The organism is Mesorhizobium zhangyense (assembly GCF_011045115.1).
GTDB classification, from domain to species: Bacteria; Pseudomonadota; Alphaproteobacteria; order Rhizobiales; family Rhizobiaceae; genus Mesorhizobium_M; species Mesorhizobium_M zhangyense.
The window spans coordinates 20854-34489 of sequence record NZ_JAAKZG010000018.1 but is presented as its reverse complement, the minus strand read 5'-3'; the positions used below and the strand labels follow the sequence as shown (position 1 = coordinate 34489).

Here is a 13636-nt window from a genome sequence, read left to right as displayed (position 1 = left end):
CGGTTAAAGGTTTTGGGAGCGCAACCGCCAAGCCGCGTGCTGGAGGTTTGAAAGACATGGCAGGAAAAACATTCACGTTTGCTAGTGGGGCTGGCTCTCAACTTTCCGGGCACCTCGAACCACCAGAAGGGACGCCGCGGGGCTGGGCGATCTTCGCCCATTGCTTCACCTGCGGGAAAGACAGTCGCGCCGCCGTTTACATCTCCCGTGCGCTGTCGCGTGCTGGCATTGGAGTCTTGAGATTCGATTTTGCCGGAACGGGGATTGGCGTTGGGACAGACGACGCCGTAAGCTTCGCGTCAGACGTCGAAGACCTTCGAGCAGCCGCACAGGCGATGACTGCGGCGGGTATGAGCCCCTCCCTCCTCGTGGGACACAGTCTGGGTGGTACGGCTGCAATCGTAGCCGCGGCAGATCTGCCAGACATTGCCGCAGTGGCGACGATCGGCGCGCCTGCCGACCTCCAGCATATCTTGCGCCTCTTCCGACCGGATGATCTCGACACGATCGCAAACGAGGGCGAAGCCTCGGTGGAGATCGCCGGCAGACCCTTCCTCATTCGCCGCAGCTTCCTGGAGGCGGTTGAGGGGATCGACGTCGAGAAAGCCATCGCCTCTCTGCGACGTCCGGTCCTGGTCATGCATTCTCCGCTGGATCAGGTGGTCGGCATCGACCACGCGTCGCGCATCTTCGTCACGTCCAAGCATCCTAAAAGCTTCATCTCGCTCGACACGGCGAATCACCTTCTCACCGATGTTGCAGACGCAAACTACGCCTCGGCTATGATGGCGGTTTGGGCGAGCCGCTTTCTCCCACCGCTCACGGCTGATCTTCCGCAAGTCGAGGCTGCCAAGGGCGTCGTCGCCACCGAAACTCTTGCGGGGACGTTCCAGCTCAAGGTTCGTAGCGGCCAGCATACTTTGTTCGCCGATGAGCCAGCATCGGTCGGTGGTCTCGGAACCGGACTATCTCCTTACGAGCTGGTATCTGCCGGCCTCGCAGCCTGCACGGTGATGACAATGCGCCTCTACGCGAACCGCAAGGGCTTTCCGCTCGAACGGGCAAGCACGACCGTGCAGCACGAGAAGGTGCCGGACATGATGCCGCCCGACCGATTCACCCGCACCATCGTGCTTGATGGACCTTTGGATGATGACCAACGCGCTCGGATTCTTGAGATCGCAGATCGCTGTCCTGTGGATCTGACTCTTGTACGAGGCTCGGATGTCCAGACCGAGCTTTCGAGCACCAGTCAGGCCGTGGATCCCACGAGGCTGGCTTGACCTTGCGCACACTGAGAAAGGCGAACGGACTATGAGCCAATCAGCTACCGGCAATGAGGCGTCCGCGACAGAGCGTGCAATTCTCGCAGGCGGCTGCTTCTGGGGCATGGAGGATTTGCTGCGCCGAGCGAAGGGAGTCTTATCGACGCGTGTCGGTTACATAGGCGGTGAAATGCCTGATCCGACCTATGCGAAACATTTTGGCCATGCGGAAGCGGTGGAAGTAACCTTCAACCCATCCGTTCTCAGCTATCGCTCTCTCCTGGAGCTCTTCTTCCAGGTCCACGACCCCACGACCTACGAGCAACAGGGCAGCGATGTCGGTCCGAGCTATCGATCGGCGATTTTCTATACCACCGAGGTGCAGAAGGAAGTCGCACTGGCGACCATCGCCGAGATCGAGGCATCAGGTCGTTGGCCTGGCCCGGTCGTGTCGGAAATCAATCCGGAAGAACCCTTTTGGGAGGCGGAGCCAGAGCACCAAGAATACATGGTGCGCTATCCTGGCGGCTATAGCTGCCACTTCGCGCGCCCGACCTGGCGCTTGGAGCGATCAAGTCGATGACAGGTCGGAGCTGCCCCTCTTGGTTTGTGGAAAGAGGGCCGCAAGCGCGATAAGTCGCTACGGCATCGGTGCACCATAGGGACATAGATATACGGTAGACTCTCGCGTCTTGTTTTGATGCGGACGGAAGGTTTTCGGGAAGCAGTGGCGATGGCTGCCGTCACCTAGCGTCACCAGCCTTCCCGAAACTGGTGAGATGGAAATCAGGCCACTTCGGTAAAGTGGCCACCGTACCCTGATCCTCAACGGACACGGCGCCGTCACCCCGTGTGATATGCCTCGCTATGAGCGGCGAGGAAGTCGATCAGTATGGTCGGCTTCCGTCCCGTTACCTGCTCGACCTCTGTTGTGGTCCTGTCCTCTGACCCATGTGAGATCGCCTCATCCATGCGCGCAAGTGCGTCTGCATAAAGCTCAGGAATGCCAAACCCGGCGTAGCGGCGTGCAAGCTCCTCCACCGATAATCGGCAGTGGCGGACGGGACGCTGGGCCACGGCGGTGATCCGATCCGCTACCTCGTCATATGTGAGAGCTTCGGGACCGGTCAGGACCCTTCTCCTGACCCAAGAGTCTGGTCAACCAGGGCTTTGACCGCGACCGCCGCTATGTCGGCTGCGTCGATGAACGGTATACGCCCGTCCTGCGTCGCCGAGTAGATGCAACCCTCGTTGACGATGGACGGCAGATGCTGGGTGACGAAGTTCTGCATGAACCAGCTCGGGCGCAGCACTACCCAGCGGGGCGCATTGGCGTGGAGCCACGCATGAACCTCACCCATCATCGGACCCCCCTCAAGGAGAGACGATGCGCTCAAGAGCACTAGCTGGGCCACGCCTTGCTCCACTGCCTGCTCAAGCAGCGGGCGCATGGCAGGCAGGTGGTCCGTTCGGTCGGTCGGAGCGACAAGGTAGATAGCGTCCACGCCGTCGAGCGCGGCACGGTAGGATGCGACATCGCCCCACTCGAAGCGAACCTGCACTGGCGTCGTTGCCTTGCGGGTTGCGATGCGGGCTTCGACACCGCGTGCCGCAAGCTGTTGTGCGACCAGCGAGCCCGTCTTGCCCGTGCCCCCAGTAACCAAGACCCGATCAACCATGGTCGGCCGCCCCGCCGGCAAGGGCATCGACAACGGCGCTACCTCGAAGCGCGCGCAACACAACCAGCGGGTTCCAGTAATCGCGATAGTGCACGATCCGCCCGGCGACTGTCCGGACCACCGATATGTAACGCTGGTCATAAGACTCCCCGGTTGAAACGCCGCGGCCGAAGCCTTCGAACTCGACGATTGTCACATCTGGATCGGTCGTAGCGTAGATGGTTGGCTCACCCATGCGTTCGAAGGCAATCATGTCACCAAGGCCTTCAAGGTGACGTGCGATAGCAGCCTTGCCGTCCAATCTGCTCGGCAGGCCGGGTGGCGAATATGGGAATTCCATCACCCCGTTGTCGGCCACCATGTCGAGAAAGGTGGCCGCATCCGGAGCGAGTCGATTGCCCAATGCCTTTCGCAGCATCGTCGAAAAGCTTTCCACACTGTCTGTCATGCATTAATTCCTTGTCGTCGGAGCGGCTTTTTCGAAGAATGGGCACGGACGGGCTATACGGGGCTGAGCCTGGAACGCGTGGCGCAAACCGCAGGCGTCGGAAAGGCCGCGCTCTACCGCCGCTGGCCAGACAAGGTGTCGATGGCCAGCGATTTGCTGTCGCAGGTCGGGTTGACGATGACCGACGTGGAAGAACGCGGCTCGCTGGAGGCCGATCTGCAAGCCGTGCTGTTAGCCATCCGCCGCGTCCTGCGTCATCCAAAGGTCCGACGCATCCTCACCGACCTTCATGCCGAGATCGAACGGACGCCGGCACTGGAAACGGCGATCCGACCCTTCCAACGCGCACGACGCGAGCGGATCGACGGGCTGATTGATCGGGCGATCAAACGTCGGGAATTGTCACCGTTGGTGGACCGTGAGATGGCGGCCGACCTCATTGCAGCCCCGTTGTATTGGCGGCTCGCGGTAGTGGGTGGGCGGTCGGATCGCGACTACATCAAACGGCTTGCACGGGTCATTGGCGCCGCGCTTCGAGCTGGCGAGCTCTAGCACGTTTCGCAATTAGGAACGGTCAGCGACAAGGTCGAGGCGTTCTTGTTTGGGAAGGTCTGGTGCGGGAAACTTACTTTTGGGCTCGGCAGAAACCCTAGCGCCGGCTACCTCTCATTGGCGGCGGTGCTGTGACCGCGATGCTGGCAGGGACGATGTCTGCAAAGCCTTCGAGAAGGCGTCAACCTCATCACGGTTGTGGGCTATCTGGCGGCTAATCCTATCGCTCAGCATTGAGCTGCCGCGATTGTGAGCTTCTACGCGCCGTCGCTCTTCTCGCGGTCTACACCTCGCTCATACAATTCGGCATCGATGGGGCAGTTCGTGCAGCCATCGTAGCAGCACAGGCGGCAGATGCGGTATGAATGCTCGAGGTTTTCCAAGCGATCGCGCAGAACGCGTTCAGCGATGTCGCATAAGATTTTCAGTTCCTCCGGACTAAGGATCGATAGCCCTTCGGCAATCACTTGATCGCGCGCGGCCAAGACCTCGTCGCTCGCGACCTTCCCGACTGAAGTAAGATAGAGGGATCGCGTGCGTCCGTCTGTCGAATGCTCCCTACGCTCGATCAATCCCTCGGCCCCCAATCGATCCACCAGGCGAACGGTCCCTGCATGTGAAAGGCCCACCCCGACCGCAAGCATGCGGATCGAGAGCCCGGGCTTGTGTGCGAGCAACGCCAGGGCTGAGGCGGCGGGTCCATCTTCCGGCGCCCGCGATGAACTAGCGCGAACAATGTCGTCGCTGATCATCAGCGCGAACGCCCCAAAGATATTGCGGTCTCGAGTTCCATCCATCGCCACATCTTTATGTGCGCGAAGCATAGACAGCAAGCCATTCCCTCCGCCACTTTCAGCAAAATGGAGTACTCGATTGTTGGATCGGTTGGCTGCTACAACTCGACTGGATCGCAGATCGGAAATGTGCATGCCGTCCTGATGGCTCTTGCAAGCTGGTCGGTGATTTCTGGAAGCGTAAACTTCCGGGCGCGTGTGAAGGCGGCGATGCTAACGTCGCCGTCAACGGCCCTGACGGCCGCCAACATCGAAGCGGCGCATAGACACACGTCGAAGTCGCTTGGTGGGCGCTTTATGCGTTGTGCAACCACATCGACCAATTGCTCTTCGCCGAGATGACAGGACATTAGCGAAGCAGTGCGCAGCGCTGGAATCTAATGTCCCACTTCGTCCAAAAGCAACCGCAATTTGGTGGAGGCACCACCCGGAAAATTCGCGAAGCTTCCAGAAACCCCAGGCAAATTGGACGCCGTATCGGACAACAAGGAGCACGGATATTGCAGCGAACGTCCGCGATCAAACGGTCAATATCGTCGGCAAAAGAGCGTCCAAGTAGGTCTGTCGGCGACTCCGTCGCGGGAACGAAAAAAGAAGAGAAGAAGAACTTTCGTGTGTGTAATTTGCACACCTCCTCCCGCAACTATCTGATATCACTTATCTATCTGTCCAGTCCATCAAGGCTGCTACAGCGATCAGCCCGATGCAGCACCAGAAGATACTTCGGCTTCAAGAAGCACGCCGACTGATGGTGGTTAACGCCGATACTACGCGCACCGCCTACAGCGTTGGCTACGAGCGCGCACGCAATTCAGCCGCGAATACTCCGGCATTTTCGATACCCCGCCGTCCCGCGACGCACTCCGCCCTGCGTGGCCAAGGCCTCGGTCTGCAGGATATACGCAGCATAACATGATTGGCGCGTTGAGAGGCCCCTCATCAAGTGGTGCCTACTGGAACTGATGATCGACGCGACACACCGCTGAGGCCAACTCCGTCGCTCCATCATGTAACAAGCGCGAGCGCTAGGCACCCGTGCCTGTGGGTATGCTGCGCGCGGCGCGCAAGAATTCGCCGCGGATCCAGTTGTCGGCCATGGCGTTGGTCAGCACCTTGGCGCGCATGGAATCAGGAAGCGTCGAGACTTCGCCGTAGAGGCATGACCAGCGCTGGCAATGCTCGGCTAGCGGACGCTCCTTTTCCTCCCAGATGGCGAGGCGATCGGGAATGTCGCGCCGGTCGGTGATACCTTCCAGGTGGACGGCGAGCGCAAGCGCGCTCTGCATCGCCATGCCGCCGCCCTGCCCGAGATTCGGTGGCTGTGCGTGCGCTGCGTCGCCGATGATCGCGGTGCGGCCGGCCGACCATGAGCGGACCTTGACGATACTGTAGGGCGCCCAAGGCAGCATCTGGTCGGTGCGATCGATCAGATGCGTCCAGCGCGGGAAGGATGCTTTCCAGCTTTCCTTGTCCAACGGGCTCTTCTTGGCCGCAAGATCGGTCTTCTGGCAGGTAAGGGCCAGATAGATTTCCCTGTCGTTCAGCGGCGTGATCAGAAAACGCCGTTTGCCAGACCAGCATTCGATATATTTATCCTGGCCATCCGGGCCGAGATCCTCCGGCGTTCCGGGAATGATCGTGCGCAACGCGCCTTCGTCGGTCTGCTGGTGGAAAAGCTCCAGCCCGAGCGAGCGTCTGACAGCCGACCAGACGCCATCGGCGCCGATTGCCAGATCCGCCTTCTCGATATGAGCGCCGGTGAAATGCAGGTCACCGTCGGCACCGGCACCGATAACTTCGGAGCTGGTGCGGATGTCGACGCCAGCCTTTTGCGCCGCAGCCCGCAGGCCGGCGAGCAAATCCTTCCGCGTTACAGTGATAAGGCGCACGGACGGCGGAAAATCTCCGACGTCGAGAACACCGTCGTCGTAGCCGCGCTGTTCCATGGCAAGGCCCCGAAACGAGTCCGGGGTTACGACGTTTGCGCCGATCGCATCGAGAATCCGCAGCCCGTTTTCCCAGATGTAGATGCCGGCGCCCGCTGCGCGCAGCTCCGGCTGGCGCTCGTAGATTGTTACCGACCATCCCCGCTGCGCCAGCGCGGTCGCCGCCGTCAGCCCGCCGAAACCGCCGCCGGCGATGATCGCCTTGAATTTCCCCGACATGAAATGCTCCTGAAGTTGATGACCGGACGGGCCTCGGCGGGGCACCAGTATGTCGGCTCCCCGGCGCGCGCAGGCGTCCTATCGCTTGATGAAGGTGCGGATCGCCTCGGCGACTTGGACAGGGCTTTCCAGCGTGGGGAAATGGGTCTGGCCGGGAATATGGACCGGTTCGAACCACGGGTGCTGATCGGCGTAACCGCGCTGGAACTGGCGGTACTCCTCCGACAGTGGCTGCGAATAGACGTGCATCACTGCCGGCTTTTCCTCCAGCGCTTCCATCCGGTCGAGCGGGCTGCCCCATTTGCGGTAAGCCTTCTCGATCTCGCGGCAGGCGCGCACCCACATCTCGCCCTTGAACCAGGGCATTTCCGTCCGGATATGGTTGATGACGTCGGCATTGTCGGTCGCCGCGACCCATTCGTCGAAGAAGCTCTGGCGACCGACATGGTAATTGACAGGGTCCTGCCCCTCTTCGAGCTGCTTGTAGAAGCCCGTATGCGGCTGCATCAGCCAGTCGATCACCACGGTCTTATCAAGCTTGTCGACCCCGTAGCGCTCGCAGAGATCGATGTTGACCCAGCAGCCGTGCGAGGTCGAGACGAGGTGGAAAGCGCCGAGCTCCATGCGATCGATGAACTCGGCCGTGTCGTCGACGAGATCTGCCGCGGTGAAGTCGCTATGCAGGGTTTGTTCGGAATCGTGACCACGATAGTTGGGGCATAGCACGTGAAAATTCTTCGCCAGTTCCGGCGCCAGCGTTTTGAACAGCCGCTCGTCCTGCGCCCAGCCGCTCAGCAGGATCAGCGTATCGTTCTGCTTGTCGCCGAATTCGGCATAGGTGATCGGGTGTCCGTTGATTGTCATCGTCTTCATAGCGTCACCATTTTCCTTTTCGTGGTTCGAAATTTCAGCCTATCGGCCGAGATAGAGGCGGCGGACATCCGGCATGTCGACGAGCTCCGGCCCCGGCCCGGAGAGCTGGACGCGCCCGTTCTCGAGGATGTAGCCGTAGTCGGCGATCTCCAGCGCCAGCCGCGAATTCTGCTCGGACAGAAGGATCGTGTAGCCGTCTTTGCGGAGGTCCTCGATCACGGCGAAGACCTGCTTGACCATGATCGGCGCAAGGCCAAGCGTCGGCTCGTCGAGCAGGATGATGCGCGGTTTCGCCATCAGGCCACGACCGATCGCCAGCATCTGCTGCTCGCCTCCGGACATGCTGCCGGCGAGTTGGCCTTTCCGTTCATGCAGCCGCGGAAAACGCCGGAAGGTGTCTTCGAGGCGCTCGCTCACGTTCTTCCGTGCCCGGGGCGCGATCGCACCCAGGCGAAGGTTCTGCTCCACGGAAAGGAGTGCGAAGACCATGCGGCCCTCCGGCACGAGCACAATACCCTGGTCGACACGGTGATGCGTCGCGGCTCGGGTGATGTCTTGCCCGTCGAAGCGGATTTCGCCGGTCCAGGCGGGAATGAGCCCGGCGATCGTCTTCATCAACGTCGTCTTGCCCGCACCGTTGGCGCCGACCAGCGCGGTCACGGACCCGGGCGCGGCCTCGATGTCGATTTCGCGCAGGATGGTCACCGGGCCGTAGCCGGACGACAGGCCCTTGACGGCCAACAGGGGTTCGATTGGGCCGCTCATCCGAAATAGACCTTCAGGACTTCCTCGTTTTCGGCGATCTCGGTTGGCGTGCCGATGGCGATCGGGACGCCATGGTCGAGGGCGAGGATACGGTCGGAAAGCTGCATCAGCGCGCCCATGACATGTTCGACGAGCATGAAGGTGAGGTTGCGGCTGTGCCGCAATTCCGAGAGGGTCTCGACCATGCGTTCGATCTCCGTGGGCGTCAGGCCGGCCATCACCTCGTCGAGCAGCACGAGTTCGGCGCCCGTCGCGAGTGCGCGGGCGATCTCCAGGCGCTTCTGTCCGGAAAGGGTGAGTTCCCCAGCCATCTGTGAAGCTGCGTCGGCGAGGCCGACCGCTTCCAGCGCCGCAAGCCCGGCTTCGCGCGCTTCCGCATGCGTGTTGTTTGCAGCGGCGCCGTAGAGGGCCGAGACGATGACATTGTCGAGAACCGAAATGCCGGCGAAGGGGCGGACGATCTGGAAGGTACGGCTGATGCCGATGCGGCATATCTGGTCGGGGCGCTTTCCGGTGATGACCTGTTTGCGGAAAGCGACACTGCCGGTGTTGGGCTTGATCTGCCCGGCAATGACGCCAAAAAGGGTCGTCTTGCCCGCGCCGTTGGCGCCCATCAGGCCGAAGATCGATCCTTCGTCGACGGTGAAAGAGACGTTGGAGAGCGCCTTGATGCCGCCGAAACTCTTCGAGACGCCCTGGATATCAAGGATGGTCATTGGCGCGCCTCCTTTCTGTCGAGAAGGCCGGAAAGGCCGCGCGGCACGAACAGGATGAAGAGGATCAGCAGGATGCCGAGGATGATCATGTAGAGCTGCGGAAAACGGGCCCACAGCAGTTCGGACAGCAGCACGAAGGCGAAGGCGCCCAGGATCGGGCCGCGTGCCGACCCGGAACCGCCTACGATCGCCATCGTCACGATACTGAAGGAGATCACTGGATCGAACGCCTGCGCGGCTTCGAAATAGCTCGTCCGCAGCAGCATGACCCCACCGACGATACCGGGAATGATTGCCGCGGCGACGAAGGCGATCAGCTTGAGCCGTATCACCGGCACGCCGATCGCTTCGGCGGCCTCCTCGTTCTCGCGAATGGCGATCAACCCGCGTCCGAGCTTGGAGTGCCGGACGAAGACCGCCGCGACCGTCACGGCAACGGCGAGGCCAAGCATGACGAGATAAAGCGAATTGAGCGGCGGCGCGTCGAAGATGAGGCGGCTGAACTGGCCGAGGCCGGTCTCGATCTGGACGATGACGTTCTTGACGAGTTCGGCGAGGCCGAAGGTGAGGATCACGAAATACGGACCTCGCACCCGAAGCACCGGCAGGCCGATCACGAGCGCCGAAACGCCCGCCGCAAGACCGGCAAAGCCGAGCGAAGCGGCAAGCGGGAGCGACCCTGTCGTCAGCGCCACCATATAGGCGCCGATGCCGCAGAAGACGACATGGCCGAGAGACACGTAACCGGTCATCGCCGACAGGATCGACCAGCTCTGCGTTAGCGCCACCCACATGGCGAGGTTGAAGGCGATGCCGACCAGATAGTCCATACCCGTCAGCGGCAGAACCAGCGCTGCGGCGAGAAGGACGATACCGGCCACGAGATCGATGCTGAGTGTCTTCATCGGATCTTGATCGCCTTTCCGAAGAGCCCTTGCGGGCGCAGCAACAGGACGCCGACGAACAATCCGTAGATCAGGATCGACCGATAGGTGGCCGAGGTCAGCGCGACGCCGAACGTCTCGATGAAACCCAATGCAAAGCCGGCGACAATACCAGCGAAGATGTTGCCGAGACCGCCAAGCACGATCACCACGAAGGCGGCGATGGTGAAGGGAAAGCCCATGAACGGGGTTATCTGCTCCGTCATGCTGACGAGAACCCCGGCGACGCCGGCGATGGCGAAGCCGATGCAGATCGTCACCATCTGCACCCGGTCGACATCGACCCCGACAACGGCGGCCGCGTCACGCCGTTCGATGACGGCGCGCAGGCTCCAGCCGAAGAGGTGGAAACGCAGGAAGAGCAGCATGCCGAGGCACAGCGCCAGCGCCACGCCGAACAGCATCAGCCGGTTGCCGCTCGCCGCGATCCCGGCGAACTTATGCACCTCGTTGAGATACTGGTAGCCCCGCGCCGTCGAGGTGAAGGCGAGCGCCACACAGTTCTGCAGGATCACCGACACGCCGTAGAAAAGGATCAGCGAGTTGGCTTCAAGCCGTTGCGCCAGCGCCGGCGTTGCGAGCAGCTTACGGAACATGCCGACATAGATGACCCAGCCGAAACCACCGCAGAGCGCTGCTGCGACGAAGATGGAGAGCACCGGCGGCAGGCCGAACAGCGACAGCATCCAGAAGGAAACATAGGCGCCGATCATCACCAGATCGCCATGCGCGATGTTCAACAGGCGCAACGTCCCGTAGACGAGATTAAGGCCGAGCGCGACAAGCGCATACAACGAGCCTGCAACCAGCGCTGCAAACAACAATTGGGCTGACAAGACTAAAACTCCAGCGGTTCAGGTCATCGACGGAAGGAGGACTGGCCGGCTTTCGCCTACCACCCGGTCTTCGGGCGGAAATCCTTCGTCTTGACCGAGTCCGGCCAGACCAGTTCCAGCGAGCCGTCCTGGATTTGCAGGAACGACGTCGGCGTGACGGAGTTCTGAACGCCTTCGAACTTGACCGGGCCGTTGATCGTGTCGAACGTCATGGTCGAGACCGCCTCGCGGATCTTTTCCTTGTCCAGGCCGGCCTTGGCAACCGCCTGCTCGAGGATTTCGAGCGACATGTAGGCGAGAACGCTGTCGAGTGCGTCGGGAGCCTCGTTGTACTTCGCCTTGTAGGCCTCGAAGAACGGTTTTGCCTTTGGCCAATCGGCCTGGTTCGGCGACCAGTGACCAACCGTGACCATGTTGTTGACGCTTTCGCCCAGCGCTTGCTGGTAAGAGCCGAAGGTCGCGCCGATCAGGGACAGGACGAAGGGTGCCTTGATGCCAAGTTCCTTGGCCTGCGCAGCAAACAGGAAGGAGTCCGCCGGATAGCTCAGCACGATGACGGCGTCCGGCGCGGTTTCGTTGACCTGCGTCAGCAGCGTGGTCATATCCTTGATGTCGGGCGGATAGTTCTCATTGACCGATATGCTGATGCCGTGCTTTTCCAGCGCCGGCACCAGGAAGCTCTTGATCTCCTGCGACAACGGCAGGACGTTCGACAGAATCGCCGCCGATTTGATGTCCTTGCTCTTCATGAAGGCCGCCAGCTCTTCACCGACCCTGTCAGGAATGACGGCGGTGGGGAACCAGATGTAGCCCGGCGCGATCTCGCGCAGTTGCACCGAGGCGGCCGTGTTGCCGACCATCGGGAACTTGTGGCGGCTGAGGATCGGTGCAAGCGCCAAGTGTATTGGCGTGCTCCACGGCGCGGCGAGCAGATCGACCTTGTCCTCGGCGATCAGCTTTTCATAGATGCGGACGGCATTGGCCGGATTGGACTGATCGTCATAGGTGACGAATTCGACGGGCCGCTTCGTGCCGGCGACGTCGAGGCCGCCTGCGGCGTTGACCTTGTCCTTCCAGAGTTCAAATGCATTGACCTGCGATGGTGCCGCTTGCGCGAAAAGGCCAGTCAGCGACATGGAATAGCCGATGCGAACAGGCTCCTCGGCCTGCGCCACGCTGGCCGCCACAACCGCCGCAGCCGCAACGAGTGATTTCAATTTTGTCAGCAATCTCATTTGGTTCCCCTATTTTTTGTTTGATAAGGCCGGATGAGATCCACTCGGCCTTGATACGAGAGATTGGATCGAGTGCCCTGACCTCAGCATTCCTGCCCGATCGGCCGCTGCGGCACTCAGTCAATTCCATCAAACCTCCAGGCCGTCGCGGTGGCGGTTGTCCCGCACTTGATAAGCGAATGGCATTCGTTAATGAAATGAAGTTATGCCTGCTTGTCAATACCGAATAGTATTCGTTTTTGAATTGCGTTATCTGATCGTCGGGGCGGCCATGCGGCGCGCCGCATGAATGAGCAAACGGACAGGCGAGGCATCAGTGGTGCGTGTAAAAAGCGAGGCCGTCAGGGAAGCCATATTGGCCTCGGCCGCAACTGAAATTTCAGCGAATGGATATCTGGATACGACGATCGGCAGGATCGCCAAGGGCGCGGGAATCGCGCCGTCCAACGTCTACGTCTATTTCGTATCGAAGCTTGAAATCTACTTCGCGATATACGACCCTTGGTTCAAGGACCAGTTTCTGGCGTTGGAACGCAGGGTGAAGCGACAGCCAACGCGCGACAAGAAGATCCGGCATCTCGTCCAGGGCATCTTACGCGACATCGCCATAGATCAAACGGGCTACACGGCAGCGCTGATGGAGGCGTTGGCTGCAATAAAGCCGAAAGACAAATATCGTCCCGACCTACTGACATGGGCGGAGAACAAGATCGAGCAGATTATCCTCAAGTCGGTCGGCGGCTACGAAGCCGGCGATCCGAGGCTGAAAGCCTTCGCCCACCTGCTGATGCTGACATTTGATGGAACCGCGCTGCGCGTGAAGGCACTGCGCGCCAACGCACAGGAGGACGGCACGATGGACGCCGTAGAGGACATGTTGATGGCGATCATATCGGGAAGCGGTCACTCGGTGTGAAAGACCGATCGGCGCGCATATAGGAGTTAGCCCCCTCGCCTTTGGTCCTGCACACGACATCCCTGTCCGCAATCGCGATCAGTTCCAACCGGCAAAGAAGACGCTGTTTCGTCCTGCGAAGGCAAGCGTCTTATGAAGCACCGGGCGGATAGTCGACATGGCGGCCGAAGGCCGTTCTGAATGTGCTCGGTGAGCCGTAACTGCGATGAAGAATGCGCGTCGGTCGCTTGGAGCCAAATGCGGAAGTCAGGTGACGCCGTGCTCCTCAGAAGCGCCTCTTCGTCGCCCGACACCCAGCCGAAAACCTTCGGCTCACCGCCCAGCTTCTGGACGAAGTAGTTTTTATCAGCACGTGATCCGATTTCTATCCAGCCCTATCCGTTGTTACTACTTCCTTCCGCCATGCCTTTTATTTCTCGTCCACACACCTCACTCATATGCGTGCGGC

The 13636-nt window shown here is 60.7% G+C and carries 14 protein-coding genes; 4 read left to right on the top strand and 10 right to left on the bottom strand.

The window, feature by feature from the left end:
* The first annotated feature begins 56 nt into the window (after positions 1 to 56).
* Together G6N74_RS26855 and msrA are read left to right on the top strand one after the other, a co-directional pair.
* Positions 57 to 1283 (top strand): bifunctional alpha/beta hydrolase/OsmC family protein, encoded by a 1227-nt coding sequence (locus G6N74_RS26855; RefSeq protein ID WP_165121062.1) that lies wholly within the window; start codon positions 57 to 59, stop codon positions 1281 to 1283.
* A gap of 31 nt (positions 1284 to 1314) precedes the next feature.
* Positions 1315 to 1848 (top strand): peptide-methionine (S)-S-oxide reductase MsrA, encoded by a 534-nt coding sequence (gene msrA / locus G6N74_RS26850; protein ID WP_165121061.1) that lies wholly within the window; start codon positions 1315 to 1317, stop codon positions 1846 to 1848.
* Positions 1849 to 2392: 544 nt separating this feature from the next.
* On the opposite strand, the gene G6N74_RS26845 is transcribed toward msrA, so the two are convergent.
* Together G6N74_RS26845 and G6N74_RS26840 are read right to left on the bottom strand one after the other, a co-directional pair.
* A complete protein-coding gene (locus G6N74_RS26845; RefSeq protein ID WP_246245978.1) occupies positions 2393 to 2944 on the bottom strand; it encodes an NAD(P)H-binding protein in 552 nt (183 codons plus the stop codon).
* Positions 2937 to 3392 carry a nuclear transport factor 2 family protein gene (locus G6N74_RS26840; protein WP_246245977.1) on the bottom strand — a complete coding sequence of 152 codons (456 nt, stop codon included), beginning with the start codon at positions 3390 to 3392 and terminating at the stop codon, positions 2937 to 2939. Before G6N74_RS26840 ends, G6N74_RS26845 begins: the two co-directional genes overlap by 8 nt.
* Between G6N74_RS26840 and G6N74_RS31425 the strand changes: the two genes are divergently transcribed.
* Positions 3324 to 3944 (top strand): TetR/AcrR family transcriptional regulator, encoded by a 621-nt coding sequence (locus G6N74_RS31425; protein WP_312857929.1) that lies wholly within the window; start codon positions 3324 to 3326, stop codon positions 3942 to 3944. The two genes, G6N74_RS26840 and G6N74_RS31425, sit on opposite strands and share 69 nt — an antisense overlap.
* A 257-nt stretch (positions 3945 to 4201) precedes the next feature.
* Here G6N74_RS31425 and G6N74_RS26830 read toward each other — a convergent pair whose 3' ends face one another.
* The 8 genes from G6N74_RS26830 to G6N74_RS26795 form a co-directional block, all read right to left on the bottom strand.
* A complete protein-coding gene (locus G6N74_RS26830; protein WP_246245987.1) occupies positions 4202 to 4768 on the bottom strand; it encodes a MarR family winged helix-turn-helix transcriptional regulator in 567 nt (188 codons plus the stop codon).
* 995 nt (positions 4769 to 5763) lie between these two features.
* The gene (locus tag G6N74_RS26825; protein ID WP_165121058.1) at positions 5764 to 6903 is read right to left on the bottom strand and encodes an FAD-dependent oxidoreductase; all 1140 of its coding nucleotides are present in this window, start codon (positions 6901 to 6903) and stop codon (positions 5764 to 5766) included.
* A 78-nt stretch (positions 6904 to 6981) separates the two neighbouring features.
* Complete coding sequence (locus G6N74_RS26820; protein WP_165121057.1) at positions 6982 to 7776, bottom strand: alpha/beta fold hydrolase; 795 nt, start codon at positions 7774 to 7776, stop codon at positions 6982 to 6984.
* 39 nt (positions 7777 to 7815) lie between these two features.
* Positions 7816 to 8520 carry an ABC transporter ATP-binding protein gene (locus G6N74_RS26815; RefSeq protein WP_205826886.1) on the bottom strand — a complete coding sequence of 235 codons (705 nt, stop codon included), beginning with the start codon at positions 8518 to 8520 and terminating at the stop codon, positions 7816 to 7818.
* Positions 8521 to 8537: 17 nt separating this feature from the next.
* Positions 8538 to 9257, bottom strand: a complete 720-nt coding sequence (locus G6N74_RS26810; protein ID WP_165121055.1) for an ABC transporter ATP-binding protein — start codon at positions 9255 to 9257, stop codon at positions 8538 to 8540.
* Positions 9254 to 10162 (bottom strand): branched-chain amino acid ABC transporter permease, encoded by a 909-nt coding sequence (locus G6N74_RS26805; RefSeq protein ID WP_165121054.1) that lies wholly within the window; start codon positions 10160 to 10162, stop codon positions 9254 to 9256. The genes G6N74_RS26810 and G6N74_RS26805 overlap by 4 nt, the downstream gene beginning before the upstream one ends.
* Entirely contained in the window at positions 10159 to 11037 is an 879-nt protein-coding gene (locus G6N74_RS26800; protein WP_091917483.1) for a branched-chain amino acid ABC transporter permease, read from the bottom strand. The genes G6N74_RS26805 and G6N74_RS26800 overlap by 4 nt, the downstream gene beginning before the upstream one ends.
* Positions 11038 to 11093: 56 nt before the next feature.
* Entirely contained in the window at positions 11094 to 12272 is a 1179-nt protein-coding gene (locus G6N74_RS26795; protein ID WP_165121053.1) for an amino acid ABC transporter substrate-binding protein, read from the bottom strand.
* 289 nt (positions 12273 to 12561) lie between these two features.
* Between G6N74_RS26795 and G6N74_RS26790 the strand changes: the two genes are divergently transcribed.
* Complete coding sequence (locus tag G6N74_RS26790) at positions 12562 to 13188, top strand: TetR/AcrR family transcriptional regulator (protein WP_165121052.1); 627 nt, start codon at positions 12562 to 12564, stop codon at positions 13186 to 13188.
* The last annotated feature ends 448 nt before the right edge of the window (positions 13189 to 13636 follow it).

Coding starts and splice junctions, on each gene's coding strand:
- G6N74_RS26830 (WP_246245987.1), bottom strand. CDS start 4,768: ATGCTTCGCGCACATAAAGATGTGGCGATGGATGGAACTCGAGACCGC.
- G6N74_RS26855 (WP_165121062.1), top strand. CDS start 57: ATGGCAGGAAAAACATTCACGTTTGCTAGTGGGGCTGGCTCTCAACTT.
- msrA (WP_165121061.1), top strand. CDS start 1,315: ATGAGCCAATCAGCTACCGGCAATGAGGCGTCCGCGACAGAGCGTGCA.
- G6N74_RS26790 (WP_165121052.1), top strand. CDS start 12,562: ATGAGCAAACGGACAGGCGAGGCATCAGTGGTGCGTGTAAAAAGCGAG.
- G6N74_RS26820 (WP_165121057.1), bottom strand. CDS start 7,776: ATGAAGACGATGACAATCAACGGACACCCGATCACCTATGCCGAATTC.
- G6N74_RS26840 (WP_246245977.1), bottom strand. CDS start 3,392: ATGACAGACAGTGTGGAAAGCTTTTCGACGATGCTGCGAAAGGCATTG.
- G6N74_RS26810 (WP_165121055.1), bottom strand. CDS start 9,257: ATGACCATCCTTGATATCCAGGGCGTCTCGAAGAGTTTCGGCGGCATC.
- G6N74_RS26805 (WP_165121054.1), bottom strand. CDS start 10,162: ATGAAGACACTCAGCATCGATCTCGTGGCCGGTATCGTCCTTCTCGCC.
- G6N74_RS26825 (WP_165121058.1), bottom strand. CDS start 6,903: ATGTCGGGGAAATTCAAGGCGATCATCGCCGGCGGCGGTTTCGGCGGG.
- G6N74_RS26795 (WP_165121053.1), bottom strand. CDS start 12,272: ATGAGATTGCTGACAAAATTGAAATCACTCGTTGCGGCTGCGGCGGTT.
- G6N74_RS26845 (WP_246245978.1), bottom strand. CDS start 2,944: ATGGTTGATCGGGTCTTGGTTACTGGGGGCACGGGCAAGACGGGCTCG.